This window comes from Bradyrhizobium sp. BEA-2-5, assembly GCF_032918025.1.
GTDB lineage: Bacteria > Pseudomonadota > Alphaproteobacteria > Rhizobiales > Xanthobacteraceae > Bradyrhizobium > Bradyrhizobium pachyrhizi.
In genome coordinates this window covers 2,309,541-2,335,303 of sequence record NZ_CP136629.1, presented here as the reverse complement: position 1 = coordinate 2,335,303, position 25,763 = coordinate 2,309,541, and the positions used below count along the sequence as shown (strand labels likewise).

The window sequence follows — 25,763 nt, the reverse complement described above, 5'->3', positions numbered from 1 at the left end:
GCCGTCTTGAACGCGGGCCGCCTTGTTGCGCCGCGACGGCGGGACTAGATTCGGCCCCATCACTTGCCGCTTCGATTGGTCGCCGATGCGAAGACAATCCGAGACCTTGCTGCTGGTGCCGCTGCTGCCGGTCTTCCTGCTCGGCATGTTTCCGATGCTGCTGATCGGCCTGCTCGGATTCTTCGGCCTGATCATTTTAGGCATCCTGCTCGTCTGCGTCGGGCTGACGCTCGCCCTCGAGGCGCATGGCGAGTTCAATGAAGAGATCATCGTCCATGGCTACGCGCGGGGATCAGAACGCGCGACGCAGGTCTCCCATTTGCGTGCTGCGACCCGCTCCGCCGCCGCGCTGGACGTCGCGGGCATCGCGCTGGTTGTCGCGGGTATCCTGGGCTTCTTCTGGGCCGGCTGACCAGCGCGCCACGCGACCCTGATTCACAAACTCGTCGCTTGCGCAGCGCAGCGAAATTTGCGCATGAGGGGATCGTCTGCGGCCTTCCCCGCCGCATCCCGATCTCGCCGGCTACAAGAACCAAGGGAGTCCCTTCATGCTCAAATTCTATTTCAACGGATCGCCGAATCCGACCAAGGTTGCGCTGTTTCTGGAGGAGTCCGGACTGGCCTTCGAGCCGGTCAAGATCGACACCCGCAAGGGCGAGCAGTTCGCGCCCGAATTTCTGAAGATCAATCCGAACGGCAAGGTGCCGGCCATCGACGACAACGGCACGATCGTTTTCGACTCGAACGCCATCCTGCTCTATCTCGCCGAGAAGACCGGCAAATTCCTGCCCGCCAATACGCCGGCCAACCGCGCCGCGACGCTGTCCTGGCTGATGTTCGTGGCGACCGGCGTCGGGCCGTATTCGGGTCAGGCCGTCCACTTCAAGCATTTCGCGCCGAAGGATCTCGACTACGCCAACAACCGCTACCAGTACGAGGCGCACCGCCATTACAAGATCCTCGACGATCACCTGGCGAAACAGCGCTACATGGTCGGCGACAGCTATTCGATCGTCGACATGGCACTGTGGGGCTGGGCGCGGATGGTGCCGTTCAAGCTGGGCGACGACGCCTTCGCGCGATACCCGAACGTGAAGCGGCTCGTCGACGAGATCTCGGCGCGGCCCGCGGCGGCGCGCGCCATCGCCCTGAAGGACAAGTTCACATTCAAGGCCGAGATGGACGACGAGGCACGCGACATCATGTTCGGCCACCTCAAGTCCAAGGTGGCGTAAGCCAATCCACAAGACGGCAAGACGACGGCGCCCGGATGGGCGCCGTCTTCGTTTGTGCCGCCCATTGGCGGCGCGCCGCTACGCAGGAAACGCGCCGAGCGCCCTCTCGGTCAGGACCGAGTCACAATATTCCCGTACCTCCTTGATCCGACCGCCATCGAAGCGGAACACCAGGCAGTAGTCGTTGTCGTAGCGCTGACCTTGCTTGGTGAGGTTGTCGCCCTTGGCCTCGATCACGACGATGTCGCCGTCGGCGATGATGCGATGGGCGACGGTGCGGCCGCGCTCGACCAGTTTCGAGCGGACATGGCCGTGCAGATCGTTGATGATCGACTGCTTGCCGGTGAAGGTACGCGACCAGGAATATTGCCCGGTCACGGTCCAGATCGCGTCGTCGGCAAGCGTTGCCATGAACAGCGAGTTCTCGCGCACCGCGGGATCGGGACTGCCTGCGATCACGAACATCTCCTGCACCAGTTTCTTGTTGTCGGCTGCGCTCATGGCGCCTCTCCTTGCGATTGATAGACCTTGATTTCAGGCGTTTGCTCACGCGATACGGTCTTCGGCTCGCGTGAAAAATGCCTTGCCCGCAATCCTGCGGCGCCTGCGAGCATTCTTCAAATCGATAGTCGATATGATATATATTCGCTTTATGAATTTGAATTCGCTTGACCTCAATCTGCTGACCGCGCTCGATGCGCTGCTGCGCGAGGCCAATGTCAGCCGCGCCGCGCTGCGGCTCGGGCTGTCGCAGCCGGCGGCGAGCCATGCGCTCCAGCGCCTGCGCGACATTTTTGGCGATCCGCTGCTGGTACGCACCGGCGCGCGGATGGAGCTGACGCCACGGGCCCTGGCGCTGCGCGCCCCGCTGGCGCAGGCGCTGGACCAGGTGCGCGGGCTGTTCGTGCCCGACGATTTCGATGCCGCGCGCAGCGAGCGGCAATTCCGCCTGATGATGCCGGATCTCGCGGTCGAGCTGTTGATGCCGCGCTTCATGGAGAAGGTGACACAGGCCGCGCCCAACGTCCGCATCGACGTCGTGCCGTGGCGGGGATCGGCGATCTTCCATGCCGAATTCGCCCGCACCATCGACCTCGTGATCTCGATCGGAAACGCCTTCAAGGGTTTTCACCGCCAGCTGCTCTATACCGACAGCGACGCATTGGCGGTGCGGCGCGGCCACCCCGCCGGCACGAAGCTGAAGCGGCGCGAGACGTTCCTGGCTGCGCGCCATGTCGGCGTGATCATCCGCGGCCCGAGGACCTGATCGACCCCTGGCTGCGAGCCAAGGGCATCGAGCGGCATATCTCGCTGGTGGTGTCAGGCTATCTCGAGGCGCTGCACGTCGCCGCCCGCACCGACCTCGTCGCCTTCGTGCCGCGCCGGCTGATCGCGGCGCTGTCGAAGCAGCTCGGCCTCGTCACGGTGACGCCGCCGCTCGATCCCGGGATCGACGAGCAGTTCATGTTCCATCCGACCCGCGCGCAGATGGACCCCGGCTCGATCTGGCTGCGAAGGCTGATGCTGGAGACCGGGCGGGAGCTGGAGACGGGGAAAGTGTAGCGGCGCGCTCTATCCCCGCGTCGTCCCGGCTTGCGCCGGGACGACAGCGAGTTCTTGGCTTCCGCCTTGTCCTCCGCGCTTACGCCCTCTGCTCCGCCAGCACCTTCTGCACCGCCGGGCGGCTCTCCATCGCAGCGCGATGCGCCTTCACCTTGGGCAGCGTTGCGATGTCGACCCCGTCGCCGTCGAGCCAGAGGGTCAGCGTGTAGAGATAGGCGTCGCCGACGGTGTAGTTCTCGCCCATCACCCACGGGCCCTTCAGCATGTCGCGCTCGATCAGCTTGAAGCAGGCCGCCATGGTCTTCGGGACCATTGCCTTCATGTCGGCGAACGAGCTCTCCTGCGTCGCCCAGCGCGCGCCGCGCATCTTGTGAGCGTGGTTGATGTGCACGGTCGAGCAGAGATAGGAGTTGAACGACTGCACCTCGGCGAAGTCGAAGGGATCGTCGAGCGGTGCGAGCTTCGCCTTGGGGAAGGTCTGCGCGATGTAAGCCAGCATCGCCGGCGTCTCGGTCAGGACGCCACGGTCGGTGACCAGCGCCGGCACACGGCCCTTCGGGTTGATCGCAAGATAGTCCGGGCTGTTCTGCTGGTTGTCCTTGAAGTCGATCTTCACGGTCGTGTAGGGCGCGCCGGCCTCGGCCAGCGCGATGTGGGACGCGAGCGCGCAGGTGCCGGTGGCAAAATAGAGCTTGAGCATGTTGCTGTCCTCTCCGAGCCTTATCGGTTCGTTGCGAACGCGGCTCTGGTTCTTGTTCTGACGGCGCGGAGGTTAGCGGCAGCCCCCTTTGCCGTCCACCCCGCGCGCCGCGGAGCTTGCCCGCGGTAGTGCCGTCGTGCGATGACCATGGCCAATCGAGGGGATTTTTCATGACTGTGCTCATTGCAGGCAGCGGAATTGGCGGGCTGACGCTGGCGCTCAGCCTGCACCAGATCGGCGTGCCGGCCCGCGTCTTCGAGAGCGTGCCCGAGCTGCGGCCGCTCGGCGTCGGCATCAACGTGCTGCCGCATGCGGTACGCGAGCTGATCGAGCTCGGCCTGCACGATGTGCTCGACGCTTCAGCAGTGCGCACCCGCGAGCTCGCATATTTCTCCAAGCACGGCAAGCCGGTCTGGAGCGAGCCCCGCGGACTGGAGGCCGGGTACAAATGGCCGCAATTCTCGATCCATCGCGGCACGCTGCAGCAGCTCCTGCTCGACGCCGCGATCGAGCGGCTCGGCCGCGAGAACATCCTCACCAGCCACCATCTGACCGGCTGGACCGAGACGGCGGACGGCGTGCGCGCCGAATTCATCGACCGCGCCACCGGCAAGCCCGCCGGCAGCTATGACGGCGCGGTGCTGATCGCCGCCGACGGTATCCATTCTGCCGTGCGCGAAAAGCTCTATCCGGGCGCAGGCCCGCCGATCTGGAACGGCCGCATCCTCTGGCGCGGCGTGACGCCCGCGAAGGCCTTCCTCAGCGGCCGCACCATGATCATGGCGGGGCACGAGATCCTGAAATTCGTCTGCTATCCGATCTCGAAGGAGGCCGGCCCCGACGGCAAGTTCGAGATCAACTGGGTCGCCGAGCGGCACATGCCCCCGACCTATCAGTGGCGGCGCGAGGACTATAACCGCACCGCGCGGCTGGAAGAGTTTTTGCCCTGGTTCGAAAGCTGGCAGTTCGACTGGCTCGACGTGCCCGGGCTGATCAAGAACTGCCCGCACGCCTATGAATATCCGCTGGTCGACCGTGATCCGGTGTCGCGGTGGACCTTCGGCCGCGTCACGCTGATGGGCGATGCCGCGCATCCGATGTACCCGATCGGCTCGAACGGCGCCTCGCAGGCGATCCTCGATGCCCGCGTGCTGACGCGCGAGATCCTGGCGCGTGGCCCGACCCAGGCGGCGCTCGCCGCCTATGAGGCCGAACGGCGGCCCGCGACCACGGACCTCGTGATGCTGAACCGCCGCAACGGCCCGGAGCAGGTGATGCAGCTGGTCGAGGAGCGCGCGCCTGATGGCTTCAACGTCGTCACCGACGTGCTGTCGCAGCAGGAGCTGGAAGACATCGCCGCCAACTACAAGCGCGTCGCCGGTTTCCAGGTCGAGGGACTGAACGCCAAGCCGCCGATCGTGCAGCGGGCGGGCTAAGTTGTAGCGCGGCGCACTATCTATCACCGTCACCTGAGGAGCCGCGAAGCGGCGTCTCGAAGGATGAACGGCCCGGCTGGTGAGGCTCGCTCCGCTCGCACCTCAGCATGACAGCCTTACCAATGCGGGCGCGGCTTCACCGCAGCGCGCGCGCCGCCTCCACCAGGCGGATGCTGCTGCTTGCGGTGGCGAGCAGTGTGCCGTCGACGGCGATCAGCTTCCCCTCGACGAAGGCGATGGTCTTGCCGAGCTGGGTCACCGTCGCCTCGCCGATGATGGGCCCCGGTTTTGCCGGCGCCAGGAAATTCACGGTCATCGTGATGGTCGTGGTGAAGAGCCGGCCCTCGGTCATCACGAACACCGCCGGCCCCATCGTATCGTCGAGCATTGCCGAGAGCATGCCGCCTTGGATGAAGCCGGCCGGATTGCAAAAATCCGGCTTGCCGTCGAACACGATCCTGATCCAGCCCTCCCGCGGACGGGCGTCGACCACGCGCCAACCCAGTAGCTTTGCGACGGGCGGCATCGGAATGCGGTCGAGTGCGGTTGCGATCATGGCGGCCTCCGGTTTCCGGAGGTAATAGCGAAGCCCTGCTGCCAGCATGGTGTCAGCAGGTCAGAGCATGATCTGGAAAAGTGGGAACCGGTTTTCCGAAAAGATCATGCTCAAAAAAATGAGCCGATGATGTGATTCATCCCATCGTCAGAGATCGAGCCCATGCGCGACAACCTTGCGCATCAGGTTCGGAAACGCCTCGCCGTCCAGCGTCGCCACCGGCACCCAGCGCATGCCGTCCGGCGCGCGGCTCCGCGGCGGCACGCTGGCGGTATAGACGACGAGCTCGAGCGGGAAGTGCGTGAACACGTGGGTGACGACGCCCGCCCTGCGGTGCCAGTGCGTGACGCCCTTCAGTTCCGGCGCCTGGGCAAGTGCCGCAGCGTCTTCCTGCCCGGCCAGCCATTGCGATCCCGGAACCTCGGTCATGCCGCCGAGCAGGCCTTTTTCCGGGCGCGAGCGCACCAGGAGCTCGCCGCCGCGCGTCACCACGAAGGCCGCGCCGCGGCGCAAGTTGCCGCTCTTCTTCGGCGCCTTGCGCGGGAACGACTCCTGGTCGCCGCGCGTGCGCGCCGCGCAGTCGTCATTCAGCGGACACAATGAGCAGGCCGGCTTCTTCGGCGTGCAGATCGAGGCGCCGAGATCCATCAGCGCCTGCGCGCTGTCCCCCGCGCGGGACGTGCCGAGCAATGTCGCCGCCATCTCCAGGATCAGCGGCTTGGCCTGCGGCAGCTCCTCCTCGACCGCGAACAGGCGCGACACCACCCGCTCGATATTGCCGTCGACCGGCATGGTGCGGCGGTCGAAGGCGATCGCGGCGATCGCCGCCGCCGTGTAGGGCCCGATTCCCGGCAGCGCGCGCAGGCCTTCCTCCGTATCGGGAAAGACGCCGTCATGCTCGCGCGTCACCGCGACCGCGCAAGCGTGCAAATTGCGCGCCCGCGAATAATAGCCGAGCCCCGCCCACATCCGCAGCACGTCGTCCAGGGAAGCCCGCCCCAGCGCCGTGACATCCGGCCATCGCGCGACGAATTTCTCGAAATAGGGGCCGACCGCCTTCACCGTGGTCTGCTGGAGCATGATCTCCGACAGCCAGACGCGATACGGATCGGCCCGCTCCCCCGCCACTACGCGCCACGGCAGTGTCCGGCGATGCCGGTCATACCAGGCGAGCAGCCGCGCCGGGCGGTCGGCCTGCTGATCGGTCGATTTGATTTTGGCGGCCGCGCGAGAGCTCATGAACGTATCTTAGCCACATCTCGCCATGTCATGCCCGGGCTTGACCCGGGCATCCACGTCTTTTCTTCGCCCGGCACGGAAACGCCGGCACAATGATGAACACGGTTTCAGCCACATCACCACCACTGCTATAACCCTCCCATGTCCAGACCCGGCCCGATCAGCGCCAAGCCCCTGTCCATCCTGCTCGACGACGTCTTCGCCGAGGCCTATGCCAAGCAGGGTTTTGCCGCGCGCGAGCTGGTGACCCGGTGGGCGCAGATCGCGGGGCCGGAGATCGCGGCCCACGCCGAGCCGCTCAAGATGCAATGGCCGCGCCCGGTGGAGGGCCAGCCGCAGGAGCCGGCCACCCTGGTGCTGCGGGTCGAGGGACCGATGGCGCTGGAGATCCAGCACTCCGCCGATGTCATCCTGGAGCGGGTCAACCGCTTCTTCGGCTGGAATGCGGTCGGCAGCCTGACCATCCGGCAGGCACCGCTCTCGCGCCGCAGCCGCCCGGTACGGCCGCGCCCGCCGGACGCCAAAACCGTGGCCCGGGAGGCGGCAAACCTTGCGGCCGTCGAGGACGACGATCTGCGCGCGGCGCTGGCCCGTTTGGGTGCCTCGATCAAGCGAAATTGACGCTTTTCGGCAGGCCGTTCGCGAGACCGCGGCATTGCCACAATGGCCGTTTCAAGCTAGCGAAGGCTTCTTTTTCGGGACCCCTTCATTGTGGCGTGAATGCGCCAATCCGGGAGCTGACCTTGATCATCACGCGCCGCGCTTTCACCACCGCTCTCTCGCTGACCGGGCTCGCCGCCCTCGCCGGCCTGTCGCCGCTGCGCCTGATCACCGACGCGTTCGCGCAGACTGCCGCCGAGGTCGCCAAGCCGCAGTCGCTGCCGGACATGGGGCTCGGCCCGCAGGACGCCAAGGTCACCATCACCGAATACGCCTCGATGACCTGCCCGCACTGCGCCGCCTTCAACGAGCAGGTGTTCCCGAAGATCAAGAAGGAATACATCGACACCGGCAAGGTGCGTTACATCTTCCGCGAGTTCCCGCTCGACATCAAAGCCGCCGCCGGATCGATGCTGTCGCGCTGCATCGCCAATGGCGACGCGCAGAAATATTTCGCGGTCACCGACATGCTGTTCCGCCAGCAGAACGACTGGGTGCTGAAGAACACCACGGAGACCTTGACGCGGATCGGCAAGCAGGCCGGCCTCACCCAGCAGCAGGTCGAGGCCTGCCTGAAGGACCAGGCGCTGCTCGACAAGATCGCCGCCGACCAGAAATATGCCAGCGACGTGCTGAAGGTCGATTCGACGCCGACCTTCTTCATCAACGGCGAGAAGATCAAGGGCGAGGCCTCGTTCGAGGAATTCGCCAAGAAGATCAATCCGCTGCTCAAGAGCTGATCGGGAGCCCGCGAACCTGACGTCTTTGTGCCTCGCTTCGAGTCGAGGCACGATAATTGTGGATGATTTGCGATCACGGCACGCGACCGTCGCATCATTTGGTTGTTGAAAACTTGATTCGCACGATGCGAATCGTCGAGGACATGCAAGGGCCATAAAACCCTGCAAATCCCTTGGGAAAAGCTTGCTCAAGCGGTTGCCCTCACGCGCTCGCATCGCCATTGTCGCCGCTCATGAGAGCTGCACGCAGCAACTCACCCAGACAGCGACATTGCCTTCCATGGTATTGTCCCGGCAGGGAGATTCGCGCCTGCCAACAGAGATGCGTGTTTATGAAAATCACCCGCCTGCGCCTTCACGGCTTCAAGTCCTTCGTTGAGCCCACGGACTTCGTCATCGAGCCCGGCCTGACCGGCGTGGTCGGTCCCAACGGTTGCGGCAAGTCGAATCTCGTCGAAGCGCTGCGCTGGGCGATGGGCGAGACCTCGTACAAATCGCTGCGCGCCGCCGACATGGACGCGGTGATCTTCGCCGGCTCCGGCAACCGTCCCGCGCGCAACCACGCCGAAGTGACGATGACGATCGACAATGCCGATCGTACCGCGCCGGCGGCGATGAACGACAGCCAGCTTCTGGAAGTCTCCCGCCGCATCGAGCGCGAGGCCGGCTCGGTCTACCGCATCAACGGCCGCGACGTGCGCGCCCGCGACGTACAGATCCTGTTCGCGGACGCCGCCACCGGCGCGCGCTCGCCGGCGCTCGTCCACCAGGGCAAGATCGGCGAGATCATCCAGGCCAAGCCGGAACAGCGCCGCCGCGTGCTGGAAGACGCCGCCGGCGTCGCCGGCCTGCACGCCCGCCGTCACGAGGCCGAGCTGCGGCTGAAGGCGGCCGAAACCAACCTCACCCGCGTCGAGGACGTGATCGGCCAGCTCTCCGGCCAGATGGAAGGCCTGAAGAAGCAGGCCCGCCAGGCGGTGCGCTATCGCGAGGTCGCCGCCAAGGTCCGCAAGGCCGAAGCCACGCTGTATCATCTGCGCTGGATCGGCGCGCATGCCGACGTCAACGAGTCCGGACAGACCCACGATCTCGCGGTGCGCGAGATGGCCGAGCGCACCCAGCACCAGGCCGAAGCCGCCCGCATCCAGGCGATCCGCGCTGCGGAGATGCCTGCACTGCGCGATGCAGAAGCGCGCGCTGCAGCCGGGCTCCAGCGCCTGACCAATGCCCGCGAGCTGCTCGACCGCGAGGAAGAGCGCGCCAAGGAGCGCGTCGCCGAGCTCGAGCGGCGCCTCGCGCAGTTCGAAGGCGACATCTCCCGCGCCCAGCAGCAGACCATGGACGCCGACGTCGCCCTGCAGCGGCTCGACGCAGAAGACGCCGAGCTGAAGGAAGAGATCAAGTCGCGCGTCGAGAAGCGCTCCGGCGTCGACGAACGCGTCGCCGAAGCCGAGGCTGTGCTGACCGAAACCGAGCAGAAGTTCGCCGAGCTCACCACGGCGCTCGCCGACCTCACCGCCAAGCGCAACCAGCTCGAGGCCAACGTCCGCACGCACCGCGACAGGTTGGCGCGGCTCGATCAGGAGATCGCCAGCGTCCAGGCCGAGGAAACCAAGCTCGCGCAGGAGACCGGCAATCTCGGCGACATCGACGCGCTGGCCGCCGCCATGGAGATGGCGCAGCAGACGCTCGCCGAGTCCGAGGCCGCCGTGCAGACCAGCGAGGCGCATCACGCCGCCGCGCGGCAGACGCTGGAAGCCTCGCGCAATCCGCTCACCGAAGCGGAGAAGCGCGTGCAGCGGCTCGAGACCGAGGCGCGCACGATCTCCAAGATCGTCAATGGCGAGACCAAGAATCTGTGGCCGCCGATCATCGACGGCATCAACGTCGACAAGGGCTTTGAAAAGGCGATCGGCGCCGCGCTCGGCGACGATCTCGATGCACCGATCGACCCGTCGGCGCCGATGCGCTGGACCAATGTCGGCGTGGCCGGCGAAGATCCTTCGCTGCCCGATGGCGTCGAGCGGCTGGCCGACCATGTCCAGGCGCCGCCGGAACTGGCACGCCGCCTGGCCCAGATCGGCGTCGTGGCCAAGGAACGCGGCGCGGAGCTGGTCTCGCAGCTCAAGACCGGCCAGCGGCTGGTCTCGCCCGAGGGCGACGTCTGGCGCTGGGACGGCTTTGTCGCCGCGGCTCACGCCCCCACCGGTGCCGCACGCCGCCTTGCCGAGCGCGCCCGCCTCGTCGATATCGAGAACGAGCTGGAGCAGGCCCGCATCGATGCCGCCACCAAGCGCCAGGCGCTGGAGACGGCTGAAGAGGAACTGCGCTCGGCGTCCGCCGCCGAGGGTGCCTCGCGCGAAGCCGTCCGCGCCGCCCGCCGCGAGGCCGACGCCGCGCGCGAGCGCCATGCCACCGCCGAGCGCGAGATCAGCCGCCACGCCGCGCGCAAGGCCACGCTGTCGGAAGCGCACAGCCGTCTCGCCGCCGACCGCGCCGAGGCCGAGGCCGCGCATGAGAGCGCGGCTTCCGCGCTCGCCGAACTGCCGCCGGGTGTCGAGACCGAGGCCCAGCTCGCCGCGGTTCGCGCCGAGATCGACAACCAGCGCCGGGCCGCGGCGCAAGTCCGCGCCGAGGCGCAGGCGCTGGCACGCGAAGCCGAGCTCGCCGACCGCCGCGTGCAGGCGATCCTCGCCGAGCGCACCGAGTGGCAGAACCGCAAGGCCAGCGCCGCCTCGCAGGTCGAGACCGTCGAGGCGCGCATCGCCGAGGTGTCGGCCGAGCGCGAGGAACTCGCCAATGCGCCCGAAGTGTTCGCGGAGAAGCGCAGCGCGCTGATCACCGAGATCGAGTACGCCGAGAACGACCGCCGCATGGCCGCCGACGCGCTCGCCACCGCGGAAAGCGCGATGGCGGAGACCGATCGCGTCGCCAAGGCCTCGCTCGAAGCGCTGTCCTCATCCCGCGAAGCTACCGCGCGCGCCGAAGAGCGCATGGAAGGCACGCGCCGCCGCCTTGCCGACATCGAGCGCGAGATCCGCGACATGCTCGAGGTCGAGCCGCAGGCGGTCGCCGGCCTTGCCGAGATCGAACCTGGCCAGGAGCTGCCGCCGGTCGCGCAGGTCGAGGAAGAGCTCGAAAAGCTGCGCCGCGACCGCGAGCGGCTCGGTGCCGTCAATTTGCGCGCCGAGGAAGAGCTCAAGGAAGTCGAGACCCAGCACACCGCACTGACCACCGAGCGCGACGACCTCGTCGAGGCCATCAAGCGGCTGCGCCAGGGCATCCAGAGCCTCAACAAGGAGGCGCGCGAGCGGCTCCTGACCTCGTTCGAGGTCGTCAACAACCACTTCAAGCGCCTGTTCGTCGAGCTGTTCGGCGGCGGCGAGGCCGCGCTGCATCTGATCGAGAGCGACGACCCGCTGGAGGCCGGCCTCGAAATCATCGCCAAGCCGCCGGGCAAGAAGCCGCAGACGCTGTCGCTGCTCTCGGGCGGCGAGCAGGCGCTGACCGCAATGGCGCTGATCTTCGCGGTGTTCCTCACCAACCCCTCGCCGATCTGCGTGCTGGACGAAGTCGACGCGCCGCTCGACGACCACAACGTCGAACGGTACTGCAACCTGCTGCACGAGATGACCAGCTCGACCGATACGCGCTTCATCATCATCACGCACAACCCGATCACGATGGCGCGGATGAACCGCCTGTTCGGCGTCACCATGGCCGAGCGCGGCGTCTCGCAGCTGGTGTCGGTCGACCTGCAGGGCGCGGTCGACATCCTCGACCAGAACGTGGCGTAACGATTAAATGCCGTCATTCCGGAGTGGTCCGAAAGACCATATCCGGAATCTCGAGATTCCCCAGGGGCGCAATTGCGCCCCTGGGGTTCGATGCTGCGCATCGCGCCGGAATGACGTGCAAATGACGGCGAGCCATGACCTCACCCGACCTCCCCGCCGAACTCAGAGCAGCCCTGAACGCCAGGCTCGAAGGCCTGTCGCGCAGCGACGCCGCCGGCCGCGCGGCGGTGATCTCGCAGACCTATCGCGAAGGCGGCGGCTCCTCGACGATCAGGACCGAGACCGATGCGCTAGCCTATGCGCTGGCGCGGATGCCGGCGACCTATGCTGCGGTCGTGGCATGTCTCAATGCGCTGACCGAGATCAGGCCGGACTTCGCGCCGGCGCGCCTGCTCGATGTCGGCGCCGGCCCGGGCACCGCGACCTGGGCCGCCGCGGAAGCGTTCGCGTCGCTGCGGGACTTCAATCCGCTTGATGCCAACGGCGCGTTGCGGACGCTCGCCGAGGGGCTGTTTCACGGCAGCATTCGCCTGCATGACATCAGCTACGAACTCGGCCAGGCGCGTGCCCTGCTCGACAAGGCCGAGCCCGCCGACCTCGTCGTCGCCAGCTACATGATCGGCGAGCTCGGCGACGCGGAGCGCGGGGCGCTGGCCGATGCGCTGTGGTCGAAAACCAGCGACACGCTGCTGGTCGTCGAGCCCGGCACGCCCGCCGGCTATGCGCGGATCATCGCACTCCGCGCGCGATTGATCGCTGCGGGTGCGCATGTCGTTGCCCCCTGCCCGCATGACGGCGGCTGTCCGCTGGTCGCGCCCGACTGGTGCCATTTCTCGCAGCGCCTGCAACGCTCCCGCGCGCACAAGCAGCTCAAGGGCGCCAACGTCCCGTTCGAGGACGAGCGCTTCGCCTATGTCGCGCTGAGCCGCACCAAGGCCGCAGCGCGCCTGTCCCGCGTGCTGGCGCAGCCGGATCTCGGCAAGGTCGAGATCGCGGCCAAGCTGTGCACACCCGAAGGCGTCACGGTCGCCAGAGTGCCGCGCCGAGCCAAGGGCGATTACGCCCGCGCGCGGCACTGGCGCTGGGGCGATGCGGTCTAGTTACTTGCGTCGTCCCGGCGAAGGCCGGGACCCATAACCACCGAGGTTTGTTGCGAGTGAAGTCGTCGCCGCTTGCGCCCCTTCCGCGGGCCGCGGCGTATGGGTCCCGGCCTTCGCCGGGACGACGATATTGAACTAATTTGCGGCCATCACCGACTAACGCTTGCCCACCTTTCCGCGGCGGGCTGCCCTGCGCCCCGATCTTGGGCTACGGTGCCGCCGTCTCGTCCATCAGGAGCTGCCCCGTCATGTCGACCGGCTGGATCGTTCTCGGCGTCATCGTCGTCCTCGTGCTGTTCGCCTTCAGCGCCTATAACCGCCTGGTGGCGCTGAGCCAGCGCGTCGGCCAGGCCTTCGCCGATATCGACGTGCAGCTCAAGCAGCGTCACGACCTGGTCCCGAACCTGGTCGAGACCGTGAAGGGTTACGCCTCGCATGAGCGCGGTACGCTCGACGACGTCATCAAGGCGCGCAATTCGGCGATGTCGGCGCAGGGGCCGGCGCAGGTGTCCGCCGCCGAGAACCAGCTCTCCGGCGCGCTCGGCCGGCTGATCGCGCTGTCGGAGGCCTATCCCGACCTCAAGGCGAACGCCAATTTCCAGCAGCTCGCCAGCGAGCTCTCCGACCTCGAGAACAAGATCGCGGCCAGCCGCCGTTTCTTCAACAACGCGGTCCAGGAATACAACACCGGCATCCAGCAGATGCCCGCCGCCCTGTTCGCCGGCATGTTCGGCTTCACCAAGAAGGACTTCTTCGATCTCGGCGCCAGCCGCACCGAGGTCGAGGCGGCGCCGAGCGTGAAGTTCTGATTACTTCCTTCGAGATGACGCCCCTTCGGTCATTCCGGGGCGATGCAACGCATCGAACCCGGAATCTCATCTCACTCACTAATCTCGAGATTCCGGGTTCGCGCGTGCCACGTGCCCCGGAATGACGGTGGAAGCGGACGCGCACCATGGCCGCGTATGGTCTCTACACGCACATCGCCTCGAACAAGTTTCGTTCGATGCTGCTGCTCGCCGGCCTGTTCATGCTGGTCTACGTGCTGGTCTATGCCGGCGCACTGGTCGCCGAGGTGATGATCGATAGCGGCCGCACCGTCGACTATTATCTGACGCGGGCCTCGCGCGACCTGGTCTCGGCCTTCCCGTGGGCGACGATCGCGGCGGCGCTCTGGACCGTGATCGCCTATTTCTTCCACCAGTCGATGATCGACGCCGTGACCGGCGGCCACGACGTGACCCGGCAGGAGGAGCCGCGGCTCTACAATCTGCTGGAAAACCTCTGCATCTCGCGCGGCATCACCATGCCGAAGCTGAAGATCATGGAGAGCCCGGCGCTGAACGCGTTCGCGACCGGACTGAACCGGAGCCAATACGCCATCACCGTCACCACCGGCCTGTTGAACGCGCTGAACGACAAGGAGATCGAGGCGGTGCTGGGCCACGAGCTGACCCACATCAAGAACGGCGACGTGCAGCTCATGGTCGTCGCCGTCATCATTGCCGGCGTGGTCGGATTCTTCGGCGAATTGTTCTTCCGCCTGTTCACGAACTTGTCGTGGAACTCGAGCGGCGGCGGAGGCGGCTGGTCGTCTTCGTCCTCTCGCTCCTCGTCATCCTCCTCGGACCGCGACAGCAAGGGCTCGGGCGGCGGCGCGATCATCGTGATCATCATCGCGGTCGCGCTGATCGTGTTGGCCTGGCTGCTGTCGCAAGTGGTCAAGCTCGCGCTGTCGCGCTCGCGCGAATTCCTCGCCGATGCCGGATCGGTGGAGTTGACCAAGAACCCCGATGCGATGATCTCGGCGTTGCGCAAGATCGAAGGCCGCGGCGAGCTGCCTGGCGCGACCTCGGCGGTGATGGAGCTCTGCGTCGACAATCCGCGCGAGGGCTTTGCCGATTTGTTCGCGACCCATCCCTCGGTGCAGTCCCGGGTCGATGCGCTGGTCAAGTTCGCCGGCGGCCACGACCCCGGTCCGCTGGCGCTGCCGGACGAGACGGAGTCGCAGGATGTGCCGTCCGCGGCGGGCGACCAGCCTCCGCCGGCGACCCATGGCCCATGGAGCGATACGCCGCCGGCGCAGCCGAACAATCCGCCGCCGCTGCCGGGCACAACTCCCAGGCAGGGACCGTTTGGTCCGCTTCAAGGTCCGCTCCAGGGCCCTTGGGGCCCGCGCCGCTGACCGCTTGAGCGGTTTGATTTGACCATGATTGTCTCGGAAAACCGGCTGCGCATTCTTCCGGATCATGGCCCTAGCTTACTCAGTCCATTAAGGAAATTCCCACCAAACCGATCGTGGGCGCCTTAAGGAATTGAATTCTCCCTTGTTTCTGCCATGTTCGCGCCCAAAGCAGTGTGGGGACTTGCCGATCGCCCTCGCGATCGGGGGCGCGCGTTAGGGGACAGCAATGGCAAAGCCGGCAGTGGTTGTGGTGGGCGCGGACAAGGGCGGGGTCGGCAAGACCACGGTGTCGCGGACCTTGCTCGATTATTTCTCAGCCAACAACGTGCCGACGCGGGCGTTCGACACGGAGTCCCCGCGCGGAACCCTGAAGCGCTTCCACCCTGATATCACCGAGATCGTCGACATGACGACGACGGCGGACCAGATGAAGATCTTCGACACGCTCAATGCGGTGAGCCCGTCGGTGACCGTGATCGACGTCCGCGCCGGCCTGCTCTCGCCGGCCCTCGCCTCGCTGCGCGACATCGGCTTCCTCGATGCCGCCAAGGCCGGGCAGATCACCTTTGCCGTGTTCCACATCCTGGGCCCCTCGATCGCCTCGCTGGAGGAGATCGCCGAGACCGCGGGCTTCATGAGCGGCGCGAAATATTTCCTGGTGAAGAACTTCATCAACGACACCCAGTTCTTCCAGTGGGACCAGGCGACCTACAATTCCTATTTCCACCGCATCAAGGACGCGACCGAGCTGACCATCCCCAAGCTCAACGAAATGGCCTATGAGCAGGTCGAGGTCTCTTCCGTCCCGTTCCTGAAATTCGTCGCCAACAAGGGCATCAACGACGAGGCCGCCAACTACTCCTTCGTGCTGCGCGGCTATGTCCGGCACTGGCTGGCCAATGTCTGGAGCGAGTTCGACCGCATCCGGCTGACCGACATCGTCGGCGCCAAGTCGGCCAAAGGCGAAAAATAGTCGGACCTTCGACCTTGATGGGGCTGGATTAGGCGAAAATTTGGCCTGATATAGCGGGCGATGTCATCCACACCCGTCTACATCATCTGTTCGCCCCGCCCGCAGGTCGGCAAGACCCTGCTGGCGCGGCTCCTCAGCGAATTCCTGCTGCTCAAGAACGGCAACGTGGCGGCCTTCGACGTCAACCTGAAGGAGCCGTCGCTGCTCGACTATCTGCCGAAGGTCACGGAAACCGCGGACGTGATCGACACCTACGGCAAGATGCAGCTGATGGACCGCGTCATCCTCGATGACGGCGTTGCCAAGGTGATCGACCTCGGCTTCCACGCCTTCGACGAGTTCTTCAAGATGACCGACGAGATCGGCCTGTTGAAGGAGGCCGCGCGCCGCCATGTCGCACCGCAGATCCTGTTCGTCGCCGACACCGACCGCGCCTCGGTGCGCGGCTACCAGACGCTGCTCGGCATGATCCCGCCGAATGCGCTGATCGTCATCGACAACGAGTTCGTGGTGCGCGGCGAGCTGCCGCCGGTCATGACCGGCAGCCGGGTGCTGCGCTTCCGCGCGCTGCCGGTGTTCCTCAAGACCTATATCGACCGGCTGAGCTTCTCCTTCACCGGCTATCTGCGCCAGGAAAAGGACGCCTCGACCGAGCTGCACCAGTGGACCCGGCGGAACTACATGACGTTCCGCGATCTCGAATTGAGCATGCTGCTGCAGCGGGGATAACTCTGCTCCCTCGCCCCGCTTGCGGGGAGAGGGTCGGGGTGAGGGGCTGCTTCCGCAATCACGGTCAGAGTTGGACTGCGCGGAGAGTCCCCCTCACCCGGATCGCATCTTCGATGCGATCCGGCCTCTCCCCGCAAGCGGGGAGAGGCTAAGAGATCAATGTCCCTCGAACGTCATCAGCGTGCGCACCGGCACGTCCATGGCGCGCAGCTTGGCGGCGCCGCCAAGCTCGGGCAGATCGATGATGAAGCAGGCGGCGACGACGTTGGCGCCGATCTGGCGCAGCAGCTTCACCGCGCCCTCGGCGGTGCCGCCGGTGGCGATGAGGTCGTCGACCAGGATGACGCGTTCACCAGGCTGGATCGCGTCGACATGCATCTCCATCTCGTCGATGCCGTATTCCAGGGAATAGGCGATGCGCACGGTGGTGTGCGGCAGCTTGCCCTTCTTGCGGATCGGCACGAAGCCGGCCGAGAGCTGGTGCGCCACCGCGCCGCCGATGATGAAGCCGCGCGCCTCCATGCCGGCGACCTTGTCGACCTTCGCCCCCGCCCAGGGATGCACCAGCTCGTCCACCGCGCGGCGGAACGCGCGCGCGTCCGCGAGCAGGGTCGTGATGTCGCGGAACATGATGCCCGGCTTGGGATAGTCGGGGATGGTGCGGACGCTCGCCTTGATGTCGTGGTCAAAGGTCATTCGTTTCGCTCTGAGGGTCATTCCGGGGCGATGCGAAGCATCGAACCCGGAATCTCGAGATTCCGGGTCTGGTGCTAACGCACCATCCCGGAATGACGATGGTTAAACTTTGCCTTCACTTGCTACTCACATTAAGCCGGAAGGCATTTTCGACAATACGCAAGCCCACCTCGCCGCCGAGCGACATCAGCGATTCCGGATGGAATTGCACGCCCGCCACCGGCAGGGTCTTGTGCTCGAGCGCCATGGCGACGCCGTCCTCGGTGCTGGCGGTGACCGACAACACCTCCGGCATGCTGTCGCGCTCGACATAGAGCGAGTGATAGCGGCCGATGACGATCTCGTTCGGCAAATTGCGCATCAAGCGCCCGCCGCGCACCTGGACCCGCGAGGGCCGGCCATGGGCGGGATGGGTGAGCTGGCCGAGCTCGCCGCCGAAATATTCGCCGATCGCCTGCACGCCGAGGCAGACGCCGAATACCGGCAGCTTGTTCTCCAGCGCCGCATCGATGGTCTTCTTGATCCCGAAATCTTCGGGCCTGCCCGGGCCGGGCGACAGCACCAGCAAATCCCACCTCTTCTGCTTGAGCATGTCCTGGGCATGGACGTGCCTGACCACGGTGACGCTGGCGCCGACCTGGCGGAAATAGTCGGCGAGCATGTGTACGAAGCTGTCGTCGTGGTCGATCAGCAGCACCTGCTTGCCCGAGCCGGTGGCATCGGGTGCAAAGGTCGACAGCGGCTTTGGCGGATCGCCGCGCAGCGCCTGGAACAGCGCCGCAGCCTTGACCTGGCACTCGCGGTCCTCCGCGGCAGGATCGGAATCGAACAGGCAGGTGGCGCCGACGCGCACCTCGGCGAGCCCATCTTTCATGCGGATGGTGCGGATGGTGAGGCCGGTGTTGATGCTGCCGTCGAAATTCACCGCGCCGATCGCCCCCGCATACCAGCGCCTCGGCGAGCGCTCGTGATCCTCGACGAACTGCATCGCCCAGAGCTTTGGTGCGCCTGTGACGGTCACCGCCCAGGCATGGGTGAGGAAGGCGTCGAGCGCGTCGAAGCCGGGGCGAAGCATGCCCTCGACATGATCGACGGTGTGGAACAGCTTCGAATAGGTCTCGATCTGGCGGCGCGCCAGCACCTTGATCGTGCCCGGCACGCAGACGCGCGCCTTGTCGTTGCGGTCGACGTCGGTGCACATGTTGAGCTCGAACTCGTCCTTTTCCGAGTTCAGCAGCTGGCGGATCTGCTCGGCATCGCCGATCGCGTCGGCGCCGCGCGCGATCGTGCCCGAGATCGGGCAGGTCTCGACCCGGCGACCGTCCGAGCGCACGAACATTTCCGGCGAAGCCGAGACCAGAAACTCGCCCTCTCCGAGATTCATCAGCGCGCCATAGGGCGACGGGTTGATGACGCAGAGCCGCTGGAACACTTCGGCCGGCGAGCGGTCGCAGGGCTCGGCGAAGAGCTGCCCCGGCACGGCTTCGAACAGATCGCCCCGCGCGAAGGCCGCGCGCGCGGTCTCGACGGTGGCCTGATATTCGCCAGGCGCGTGATCGGCGAAGCCCTGCCGGCCGTTCCTGGCGTAGAGGCTCGGCGCGGTCTCCTGCGACAGGCCGGCCGTGGATTTGCCGTTCCATGCGAAGTCGTAGGAGAGCACCACACCGCGCCCGGTGGCGCGGTCATAGGCCAGCAGGCGATCGGGCACATAGAGCACGATGTCGCGCTGGTCGGCCTCGCGCGGGCGCTTCTGCACGAGATCCTCGATCTGGAAGACGAGGTCGTAGGCGAAGGCGCCGAACAGGCCGAGCAGCCCGTCATCATTGGCGTACAAGGCGGCGACGAGGTCACGCACCAGCGACATCACGCTGGCGCGCCGCGTGCGCTGGTCCTCCTCGACCGGCGCATCGCCGCGGATGATGTGGCCGGCAAGGCGTGTGGCCGACTTCTCGGAGATCACCACGCAGGGCTCGCGCAGCACGTCGCCGAGGAAGGCGATCAAGACCCCGCCGCGCGGGTTCAGCGCCTGCAACGAGAAGTTGGTGCCCGACGTCTCCAGCACCAGCGGCGGATCGGCAAAGCCGAGATCGAAGCTCTCATAGCGGCCCGGCACGGTCGTGCCCGAAGACAGCACCACGCCGCGGCGGCGGTCGAGCAGGTTGACGAGGTCGTCGAGCCTGTTGGCGCCGCCGGTAAACTGCTCCGCCACGCGCGTGATCGCAAGGCCGCCATTGGTCACATAGTCGCTTCGGGCCGGGAGGGCAAAGACGGTCCTGTTCATGGGGTCCTCTTACGAAACTTGCCGAGGGAACGCCACACAGGACAAACGAAGGGCGAATAAACTAACCATCGGTCGCACTGCGATGGCGACCTTCGACGTTTGTGAAAAAAGAAAACGCACCGGCCACCTATGAAAAGGTGGGCCACCAACGACGGGATGGGCTGGCAACGGTGCTCATGGCCCGTTACTCACCACCCGGCGCGGGCCGTGTCAAGAGATGGCCTGACAGCCCTGCCCCAGGGCGGGACGCCCCCTGGACGGCATTTTCGGGGTTTGAAGGGGCAAGAAACCGCGTAGCATTCGTCGAAATGGCGGCGGGTCGTCCGCCCAAAAAACAGACGGATGGCGGAGGCGCAGATGGCGATTTTGGGTCTCGGATATGCCGGCTTCGGCTCCGACGCGCTCGACGACTGGCGGCAGTTCGGCACTGGCCTCGTCGGGCTGCAGGCGGTTGAGCGCGGCAATTCGCTGCTCGCGTTCCGGATGGACGACCGCAAGCAGCGCATCGTGATCGACCGCGCGCAGGGCGAAGGCACCCGGTTCTTCGGCTGGGAGGTGGCTGACAGTGCGGCCCTCGACGCGCTGGCGGCACGGCTGGAGCGCGCCGGCGTAGCGGTGATATCAGAGCCGCAGGCGCTCGCAGATAGCAGGCGGGTGCGCGGCTTGATCTCGTTTCGGGATCCCGCCGGCAATCGTCTCGAGGCGTTTCATGGCGCCGAGATCGACGACACGCCGTTCAGGCCGGGCCGCTCGATCTCCGGCTTCCGCACCGGGCCACTCGGCCTCGGCCACGCCGTGCTGACCGTCGAGCACATCGCCCCGGTGATGAGCTTCTATGTCGACGTGCTCGGCTTCGGCCTCAGCGACTACATCGAAAAGCCGTTCCGCGCCTATTTCTTCCACATCAATGCCCGCCACCACTCGCTGGCGCTGATCGAGACCGGCACGAACGGCATGCATCATCTGATGGTGGAACTGTTCTCGCTCGACGATGTCGGCCAAGCCTATGACGTCGCGCAGCAGGAAGACCGGGTCAACGTCACGCTCGGCCGCCACACCAACGACCTGATGACGTCGTTCTACGCCAAATCGCCGTCCGCCTTCATGGTCGAGTGCGGCTGGGGCGGCCGCGAGATCGATCCCGCGAACTGGACACCGTTCGAGATGCATGACGGCCCGAGCCTGTGGGGCCACGAGCGGGTCTGGCTGTCGCCGGAGGACCGCGCCGTCGCGCGCGAGATGCGGATGCGTGCCGCCGCCGAGGGCAAGCGCGCGCCGGTGCAGGTGATGGAAGGCAATTTCAAGCTGATGTCCGGGACCTGCCCGTGGTGGGACGGGGTGCGAAATAACAGCTGACAGTCGGTAGCCCGGATGAAGCGCAACGCAATCCGGGCGACGAGCTATGCGTAGTGAGATGGCGCGCCTCACACTCACCTGTCGTCCCGGCGAACGCCGGGACCCATAACCACAGGGTGCAGTTGCTGGCGCATGACTACCAATCTGCCCATTACGGCGGTCGCGGCGTATGGGTCCCTGCTTTCGCAGGGACGACAGCTTGCTTGAGGATACACCTACCCTAGGTGCTTCTTGAAGAAGTCCGTGGCGCTGCCCCAGGCGAGCTCGGCGGCTTCGCGGTCGTGCACGGCCTGGCGCTGCTCGTTGACGAAGGCGTGCTCGGCGTCATAGCGGAACAGCTCCAGCGACTTGCCGGCGGCCTTCATGGCCTTTTCGAAGCCATTGACCAGCTCCGGCGTGCACCAATCGTCCTTGTTGGCGAAGTGAGCCTGGAGCGGGATCCTGACGTCGGCGGGCTTGGCCGCCTGCTCGGGCGGAATGCCGTAGAACACGACACCCGCGGTCAATTCCGGCACATGCACCGCGCCGATGATGGTCACGGCGCCGCCGAGGCAGAAGCCGGTCAGCCCGACCTTGGCGCCATTGCGCGCAAGATATTGCGCAGCGCCGCGCACGGTCTGCGTGGTGGCGTCCATGAAGTCGAGCGAGCTCATCTCCTTGTTGGCGGAATCGGTGTCGTGATAGGGCACGACCTTCCCCTTGTAGAGATCGGGCGCCAGCGCATCGAAGCCTGCCAGCGCAAAGCGGTCGCACAGACCCTTGATCTGGTCCGACAGCCCCCACCATTCCTGGATCACGACCACGCCCGGCGCGTTGCCGCGAGCGGCGTTGGCGAGATAGCCCGAGGCGTCCTTGCCGTCCGGGCGCTTGAAGGTGATGGCGGTTCCCATGAGTTCCTCCGCAATGTTTGCCGGCTGATTGGCCGGCATCTTGTCCGCACTCGGCGGCCGACGCAATTGACGACACTGTCATTCCGGGTTCGATGCTACCGCGTCACCCCGGAATGACGGAGAGATTACAAACAAAAAAGCCCCCGAAGGGGCTTTTTCAAACTCGCTATACCGTAGCCGAGATCAGTGGGCGTTGGCCCAGACCTTGCGCTTGGTGAAGTACATCAGGAACGCGAAGACGACCAGGAAGAAGAACACCTGCATGCCGATCCGCTTGCGCGCTTCCATGTGCGGCTCGGCCGTCCACATCAGGAACGTGGTGACGTCCTTGGCGTACTGGGCGACCGTAGCCGGCGAGCCGTCGTCATAGGTCACCTGGCCGTCGCTGATCGGCTTCGGCATCTTGATGGCATGGCCCGGGAAGTACCTGTTGAAGTAGGAGCCCTCCGGGATGGTGACGCCGGCCGGAGCCTTGTCCTCGAAGCCCTGCAGGATGGCGTCGACGTAATCCGGTCCCTGCTCCTGGTACTGGGTGAAGAAGTCGATCGCGAACTGCGGGAAGCCGCGCTTGTAGGAGCGCGCCTTGGTAATCAGGGACAGGTCGGGCGGCGCCGCACCCCCGTTCGCCGCACGCGCAGCCTGCTCGTTCGGGAACGGCGAGGGGAAATAGTCCGCCGGCCGGCCCGGACGCTCGAACATGTCACCCGCATCGTTCGGACCGTCCTTGACCTTGTACTCGGAAGCAAACGCCGACGCCTGCGCCACCGAATAGCCGGGCCCGCCGGCCTCGGCGAGGTTGCGGAAGGCGACATAGGACAGGCCGTGACAGGCCGCGCAGACTTCCTTGTAGACCTTCAAGCCGCGCTGCAGCGAACCACGGTCAAACTTGCCGAAAGGGCCGGAGAACGACCACTTCTGGGCCGGCGGCGCAGTGCCGCCCTCATCTGCCTTGGCGTTCTGGGTGCCGCCGACGAGCAGGCTGCCGGCCACCACCATCGCGAGCATTACAGAGGCCGCGGTCGCGGCCCTGCCCTTGCTCTTCGCCAGCACGTCGTCTGCGATCGAGTTCGGCACCGGCCGCGGCTTCTCGATGCGCGCGAGCAGCGGTAGCACGATCAGGAAGTAGGCGAAGTAGCAGACCGTCAGGACCCGGCCCGCAATGACGTAGATGCCCTCCGGCGGCTGCGCGCCGAGATAGCCGAGCAGGATGCAGACCGCGACGAAGATCCAGAAGAACTGCTTGGCGAGCGGACGGTACTTCGACGACCTGGTCTTGGCGCCGTCGAGCCAGGGCAGGAAGCACAGGATGATGATCGCCCCGAACATCGCGATGACGCCAGCGAGCTTGTCCGGAATCGAGCGCAGGATCGCGTAGAACGGCAGGTAATACCATTCCGGCACGATGTGCGGCGGCGTCACGCCCGGGTTCGCCGGAATGTAGTTGTCGGCGTCGCCGAGATAGTTCGGCATGTAGAAGATGAACCAGGCGTACAGCAGCAGGAAGCAGGCGACGCCGAACATGTCCTTGATGGTGGCATGCGGCGTGAACGGCACCGTGTCCTTTTCCGTCTTCGGCTCGACGCCGTCAGGATTGTTCTGACCGGCGACGTGCAGCGCCCAGACGTGGAGCACGACGACGCCCGCGATCACGAAGGGCAGCAGATAGTGCAGCGAGAAGAAGCGGTTCAGCGTCGGGTTGCCGACCGAATAGCCGCCCCACAGCAGCGTCACGATGCTCTCGCCGACATAGGGAACGGCGGAGAACAGGTTGGTGATGACGGTGGCGCCCCAGAAGCTCATCTGGCCCCAGGGCAGCACGTAGCCCATGAAGCCGGTCGCCATCATCAGGAGGTAGATGATGACGCCGAGGATCCACAGCACCTCGCGCGGCTCCTTGTAGGACCCGTAGTACAGGCCGCGGAACATGTGGACGTAGACGGCGACGAAGAACATCGAGGCGCCGACCGCGTGCATGTTGCGCAGCAGCCAGCCGTAGTTCACGTCGCGGACGATCAGCTCGACCGACTTGAAGGCGAGATCGGCATTCGGCGTGTAGTGCATCGCCAGGATCACGCCGGTCAGGATCTGTATCCCCAGCATGAAGGAGAGGATGGCACCGAAGGTCCACCAATAGTTCAGGTTGCGCGGGGTGGGATAGGCGACGAAGGAGGAATGGATGAGACCAAAGATCGGCAGGCGCCGCTCGATCCACTTCAAGGCGGGGTTGCTCGGTTGGAAATCAGATGGTCCGCTCATTGATGCGATCCTGAAGAAGAAAAACGACGCGATGGGTCCAAGTGGAAGCTGAAATCCCGGAGGGGCCGGGACTTAGCCGATCTGGATTTTGGTGTCGGAAACGAACTGGTACGGCGGCACGGCCAGGTTCGAGGGCGCAGGGCCCTGGCGGATGCGGCCGGACGTATCGTAAACCGAACCATGGCAGGGGCAGAAGAACCCGTCGTAACTGCCTTCATGAGCGATCGGGATGCAGCCGAGATGGGTGCAGATGCCGATCACGACCAGCCATTGATCGTGACCGGACTTGACCCGGGCCTCGTCGGTCTGCGGATCGGGCAGGCTCGCCACGTTCGCGCTTCCTCGATCTGCTTCTTGGTGCGGTGGCTGATGTAGATCGGCTTGCCGCGCCAGAACACCTTGATGTCCTGGCCCTCGGCGATCGGGCTGAGATCGACCTCGATCGGCGCACCGGCGGCGATGGTCGAGGCATCCGGGTTCATCTGCGCAACCAGCGGCCAGACGGTGGCGGCTGCGCCGACCGCGGCGGCAGCTCCGGTTGCAACAAAGAGGAAATCACGGCGTGTCGGATGGTCCGCCGAAGACGCTGTCGTCACGATTCCAACCCTTTCTTCTTGTGCTACCGGTGGAACCGCCCCGGAGACGCAGGACGCGCCTCAGGAAAGGCTGCCGGCGCCCGCGGCCCCCCCGCGGCGGCAGAAAACCGCTATTCCCCACCCCAAATGGCGGAACAGCAGTCCAGAATCGTTCTATTGGCACCCTTGCCGGGCGAGCGCAAGCCCGCTAACGGCTCGCACACGTGCAATGCACGAAATCCGCGCCGAGCGATGTTTTATTGAGACAATTTCATCCGGATTTCACAGGCCGCCCGCACCATGCAGATCGCGCTGTTCCAGCCCGACATCCCCCAGAATACAGGGACAATTCTGCGCCTCTGCGCCTGTCTGGACGTGGCAGCCCATATCATCGAACCGGCGGGATTCGACACCTCGGACCGGAATTTCCGCCGGGCGGGTATGGACTATCTCGACCATGTGCGGTTGAAGCGTCACGACTCGTGGTCGAAATTCGAGGAATGGCGGGCCGAGGCCGGATGCCGGCTGGTGCTGTTCACGACCAAGGCGGCGAAATCCTATCTTGATTTCGCGTATACGGCCTCCGATGTGCTGCTGTTCGGGCGCGAGACGGCAGGGGTGACCGACGCGGTGGTGGCGGCTGCGGATGCGCGGCTGGTGATTCCGATCCGGCCGACGATGCGTTCGCTCAATGTGGCCGTCACGGCGGCCATGGCCGTCGGCGAGGCGCTGCGGCAGACCGGTTCAGGAAGCGCCGGTTCGGGAATTGCCGGTTCGGCAACTTAAGGGATTTTTG

General features: G+C 65.7%; 21 protein-coding genes and 2 pseudogenes. 14 read left to right on the top strand and 9 right to left on the bottom strand.

Going from position 1 to position 25,763, the window contains the following annotated elements:
* Positions 1-115: 115 nt before the first annotated feature.
* Both RX327_RS10885 and RX327_RS10880 read left to right on the top strand, forming a co-directional pair.
* Positions 116-412, top strand: a complete 297-nt coding sequence (locus tag RX327_RS10885) for a hypothetical protein (RefSeq protein ID WP_244482632.1) — start codon at positions 116-118, stop codon at positions 410-412.
* 136 nt (positions 413-548) lie between these two features.
* Positions 549-1,235, top strand: coding sequence for a glutathione S-transferase family protein (locus RX327_RS10880; protein ID WP_317250237.1), 687 nt, complete (start codon positions 549-551; stop codon positions 1,233-1,235).
* Positions 1,236-1,313: 78 nt separating this feature from the next.
* Here RX327_RS10880 and RX327_RS10875 read toward each other — a convergent pair whose 3' ends face one another.
* Positions 1,314-1,736 (bottom strand): nuclear transport factor 2 family protein, encoded by a 423-nt coding sequence (locus RX327_RS10875; RefSeq protein ID WP_050387360.1) that lies wholly within the window; start codon positions 1,734-1,736, stop codon positions 1,314-1,316.
* 151 nt (positions 1,737-1,887) lie between these two features.
* Between RX327_RS10875 and RX327_RS10870 the strand changes: the two are divergent.
* Positions 1,888-2,798 (top strand): annotated as a pseudogene (locus tag RX327_RS10870) (LysR family transcriptional regulator).
* Positions 2,799-2,877: 79 nt separating this feature from the next.
* Here the strand turns inward: RX327_RS10870 and RX327_RS10865 are convergent.
* Positions 2,878-3,498, bottom strand: coding sequence for a glutathione S-transferase family protein (locus RX327_RS10865; protein ID WP_317250236.1), 621 nt, complete (start codon positions 3,496-3,498; stop codon positions 2,878-2,880).
* Between the two features lie 170 nt (positions 3,499-3,668).
* Between RX327_RS10865 and RX327_RS10860 the strand changes: the two genes are divergently transcribed.
* Complete coding sequence (locus RX327_RS10860) at positions 3,669-4,934, top strand: flavin-dependent oxidoreductase (protein WP_317250235.1); 1,266 nt, start codon at positions 3,669-3,671, stop codon at positions 4,932-4,934.
* A 136-nt stretch (positions 4,935-5,070) separates the two neighbouring features.
* Here the strand turns inward: RX327_RS10860 and RX327_RS10855 are convergent, their stop codons facing one another.
* Together RX327_RS10855 and mutY are read right to left on the bottom strand one after the other, a co-directional pair.
* Positions 5,071-5,490 carry a PaaI family thioesterase gene (locus RX327_RS10855; RefSeq protein ID WP_317250234.1) on the bottom strand — a complete coding sequence of 140 codons (420 nt, stop codon included), beginning with the start codon at positions 5,488-5,490 and terminating at the stop codon, positions 5,071-5,073.
* A gap of 147 nt (positions 5,491-5,637) precedes the next feature.
* Positions 5,638-6,729, bottom strand: coding sequence for an A/G-specific adenine glycosylase (gene mutY / locus RX327_RS10850; RefSeq protein WP_317250233.1), 1,092 nt, complete (start codon positions 6,727-6,729; stop codon positions 5,638-5,640).
* A 141-nt stretch (positions 6,730-6,870) separates the two neighbouring features.
* Here mutY and RX327_RS10845 point away from each other — a divergent pair, with 141 nt between their 5' ends.
* The 8 genes from RX327_RS10845 (at position 6,871) to RX327_RS10810 (ending at position 16,913) form a co-directional block, all read left to right on the top strand.
* Positions 6,871-7,350, top strand: a complete 480-nt coding sequence (locus RX327_RS10845; RefSeq protein WP_317250232.1) for a DUF721 domain-containing protein — start codon at positions 6,871-6,873, stop codon at positions 7,348-7,350.
* 122 nt (positions 7,351-7,472) lie between these two features.
* The gene (locus RX327_RS10840; protein WP_317250231.1) at positions 7,473-8,129 is read left to right on the top strand and encodes a DsbA family protein; all 657 of its coding nucleotides are present in this window, start codon (positions 7,473-7,475) and stop codon (positions 8,127-8,129) included.
* A gap of 332 nt (positions 8,130-8,461) precedes the next feature.
* A complete protein-coding gene (gene smc, locus RX327_RS10835) occupies positions 8,462-11,926 on the top strand; it encodes a chromosome segregation protein SMC (RefSeq protein WP_317250230.1) in 3,465 nt (1,154 codons plus the stop codon).
* 134 nt (positions 11,927-12,060) lie between these two features.
* Positions 12,061-13,026, top strand: coding sequence for a small ribosomal subunit Rsm22 family protein (locus tag RX327_RS10830; protein ID WP_050387364.1), 966 nt, complete (start codon positions 12,061-12,063; stop codon positions 13,024-13,026).
* Between the two features lie 248 nt (positions 13,027-13,274).
* The gene (locus tag RX327_RS10825) at positions 13,275-13,835 is read left to right on the top strand and encodes a LemA family protein (RefSeq protein ID WP_317250229.1); all 561 of its coding nucleotides are present in this window, start codon (positions 13,275-13,277) and stop codon (positions 13,833-13,835) included.
* A gap of 146 nt (positions 13,836-13,981) precedes the next feature.
* A complete protein-coding gene (locus RX327_RS10820) occupies positions 13,982-15,211 on the top strand; it encodes a M48 family metallopeptidase (protein ID WP_317250228.1) in 1,230 nt (409 codons plus the stop codon).
* A gap of 226 nt (positions 15,212-15,437) precedes the next feature.
* On the top strand, positions 15,438-16,184 hold the full coding sequence (locus RX327_RS10815; protein ID WP_317250227.1) for a hypothetical protein: 747 nt from the start codon (positions 15,438-15,440) through the stop codon (positions 16,182-16,184).
* Between the two features lie 60 nt (positions 16,185-16,244).
* Complete coding sequence (locus RX327_RS10810) at positions 16,245-16,913, top strand: hypothetical protein (protein WP_317250226.1); 669 nt, start codon at positions 16,245-16,247, stop codon at positions 16,911-16,913.
* Positions 16,914-17,069: 156 nt separating this feature from the next.
* On the opposite strand, the gene RX327_RS10805 is transcribed toward RX327_RS10810, so the two are convergent.
* The gene (locus RX327_RS10805) at positions 17,070-17,609 is read right to left on the bottom strand and encodes an adenine phosphoribosyltransferase (RefSeq protein ID WP_317250225.1); all 540 of its coding nucleotides are present in this window, start codon (positions 17,607-17,609) and stop codon (positions 17,070-17,072) included.
* 115 nt (positions 17,610-17,724) lie between these two features.
* Positions 17,725-19,890, bottom strand: a complete 2,166-nt coding sequence (locus tag RX327_RS10800) for an anthranilate synthase component I (RefSeq protein WP_317250224.1) — start codon at positions 19,888-19,890, stop codon at positions 17,725-17,727.
* Positions 19,891-20,247: 357 nt separating this feature from the next.
* Here RX327_RS10800 and RX327_RS10795 point away from each other — a divergent pair, with 357 nt between their 5' ends.
* The gene (locus tag RX327_RS10795) at positions 20,248-21,246 is read left to right on the top strand and encodes a VOC family protein (RefSeq protein ID WP_050387570.1); all 999 of its coding nucleotides are present in this window, start codon (positions 20,248-20,250) and stop codon (positions 21,244-21,246) included.
* Positions 21,247-21,461: 215 nt separating this feature from the next.
* On the opposite strand, the gene RX327_RS10790 is transcribed toward RX327_RS10795, so the two are convergent.
* The 3 genes and pseudogenes from RX327_RS10790 to petA all read right to left on the bottom strand — a co-directional run bounded on the left by RX327_RS10790 (position 21,462) and on the right by petA (position 24,988).
* Positions 21,462-22,136: a dienelactone hydrolase family protein gene (locus tag RX327_RS10790; protein ID WP_317250223.1), complete on the bottom strand. Its 675-nt coding sequence runs from the start codon at positions 22,134-22,136 to the stop codon at positions 21,462-21,464.
* Between the two features lie 183 nt (positions 22,137-22,319).
* Positions 22,320-24,392 carry a cytochrome c1 gene (locus tag RX327_RS10785; RefSeq protein ID WP_317250222.1) on the bottom strand — a complete coding sequence of 691 codons (2,073 nt, stop codon included), beginning with the start codon at positions 24,390-24,392 and terminating at the stop codon, positions 22,320-22,322.
* A 72-nt stretch (positions 24,393-24,464) separates the two neighbouring features.
* A pseudogene (petA, locus tag RX327_RS10780) lies at positions 24,465-24,988 on the bottom strand (ubiquinol-cytochrome c reductase iron-sulfur subunit).
* Between the two features lie 279 nt (positions 24,989-25,267).
* Between petA and RX327_RS10775 the strand changes: the two are divergent.
* Entirely contained in the window at positions 25,268-25,753 is a 486-nt protein-coding gene (locus tag RX327_RS10775) for a tRNA (cytidine(34)-2'-O)-methyltransferase (protein WP_028333182.1), read from the top strand.
* Positions 25,754-25,763: the final 10 nt, after the last annotated feature.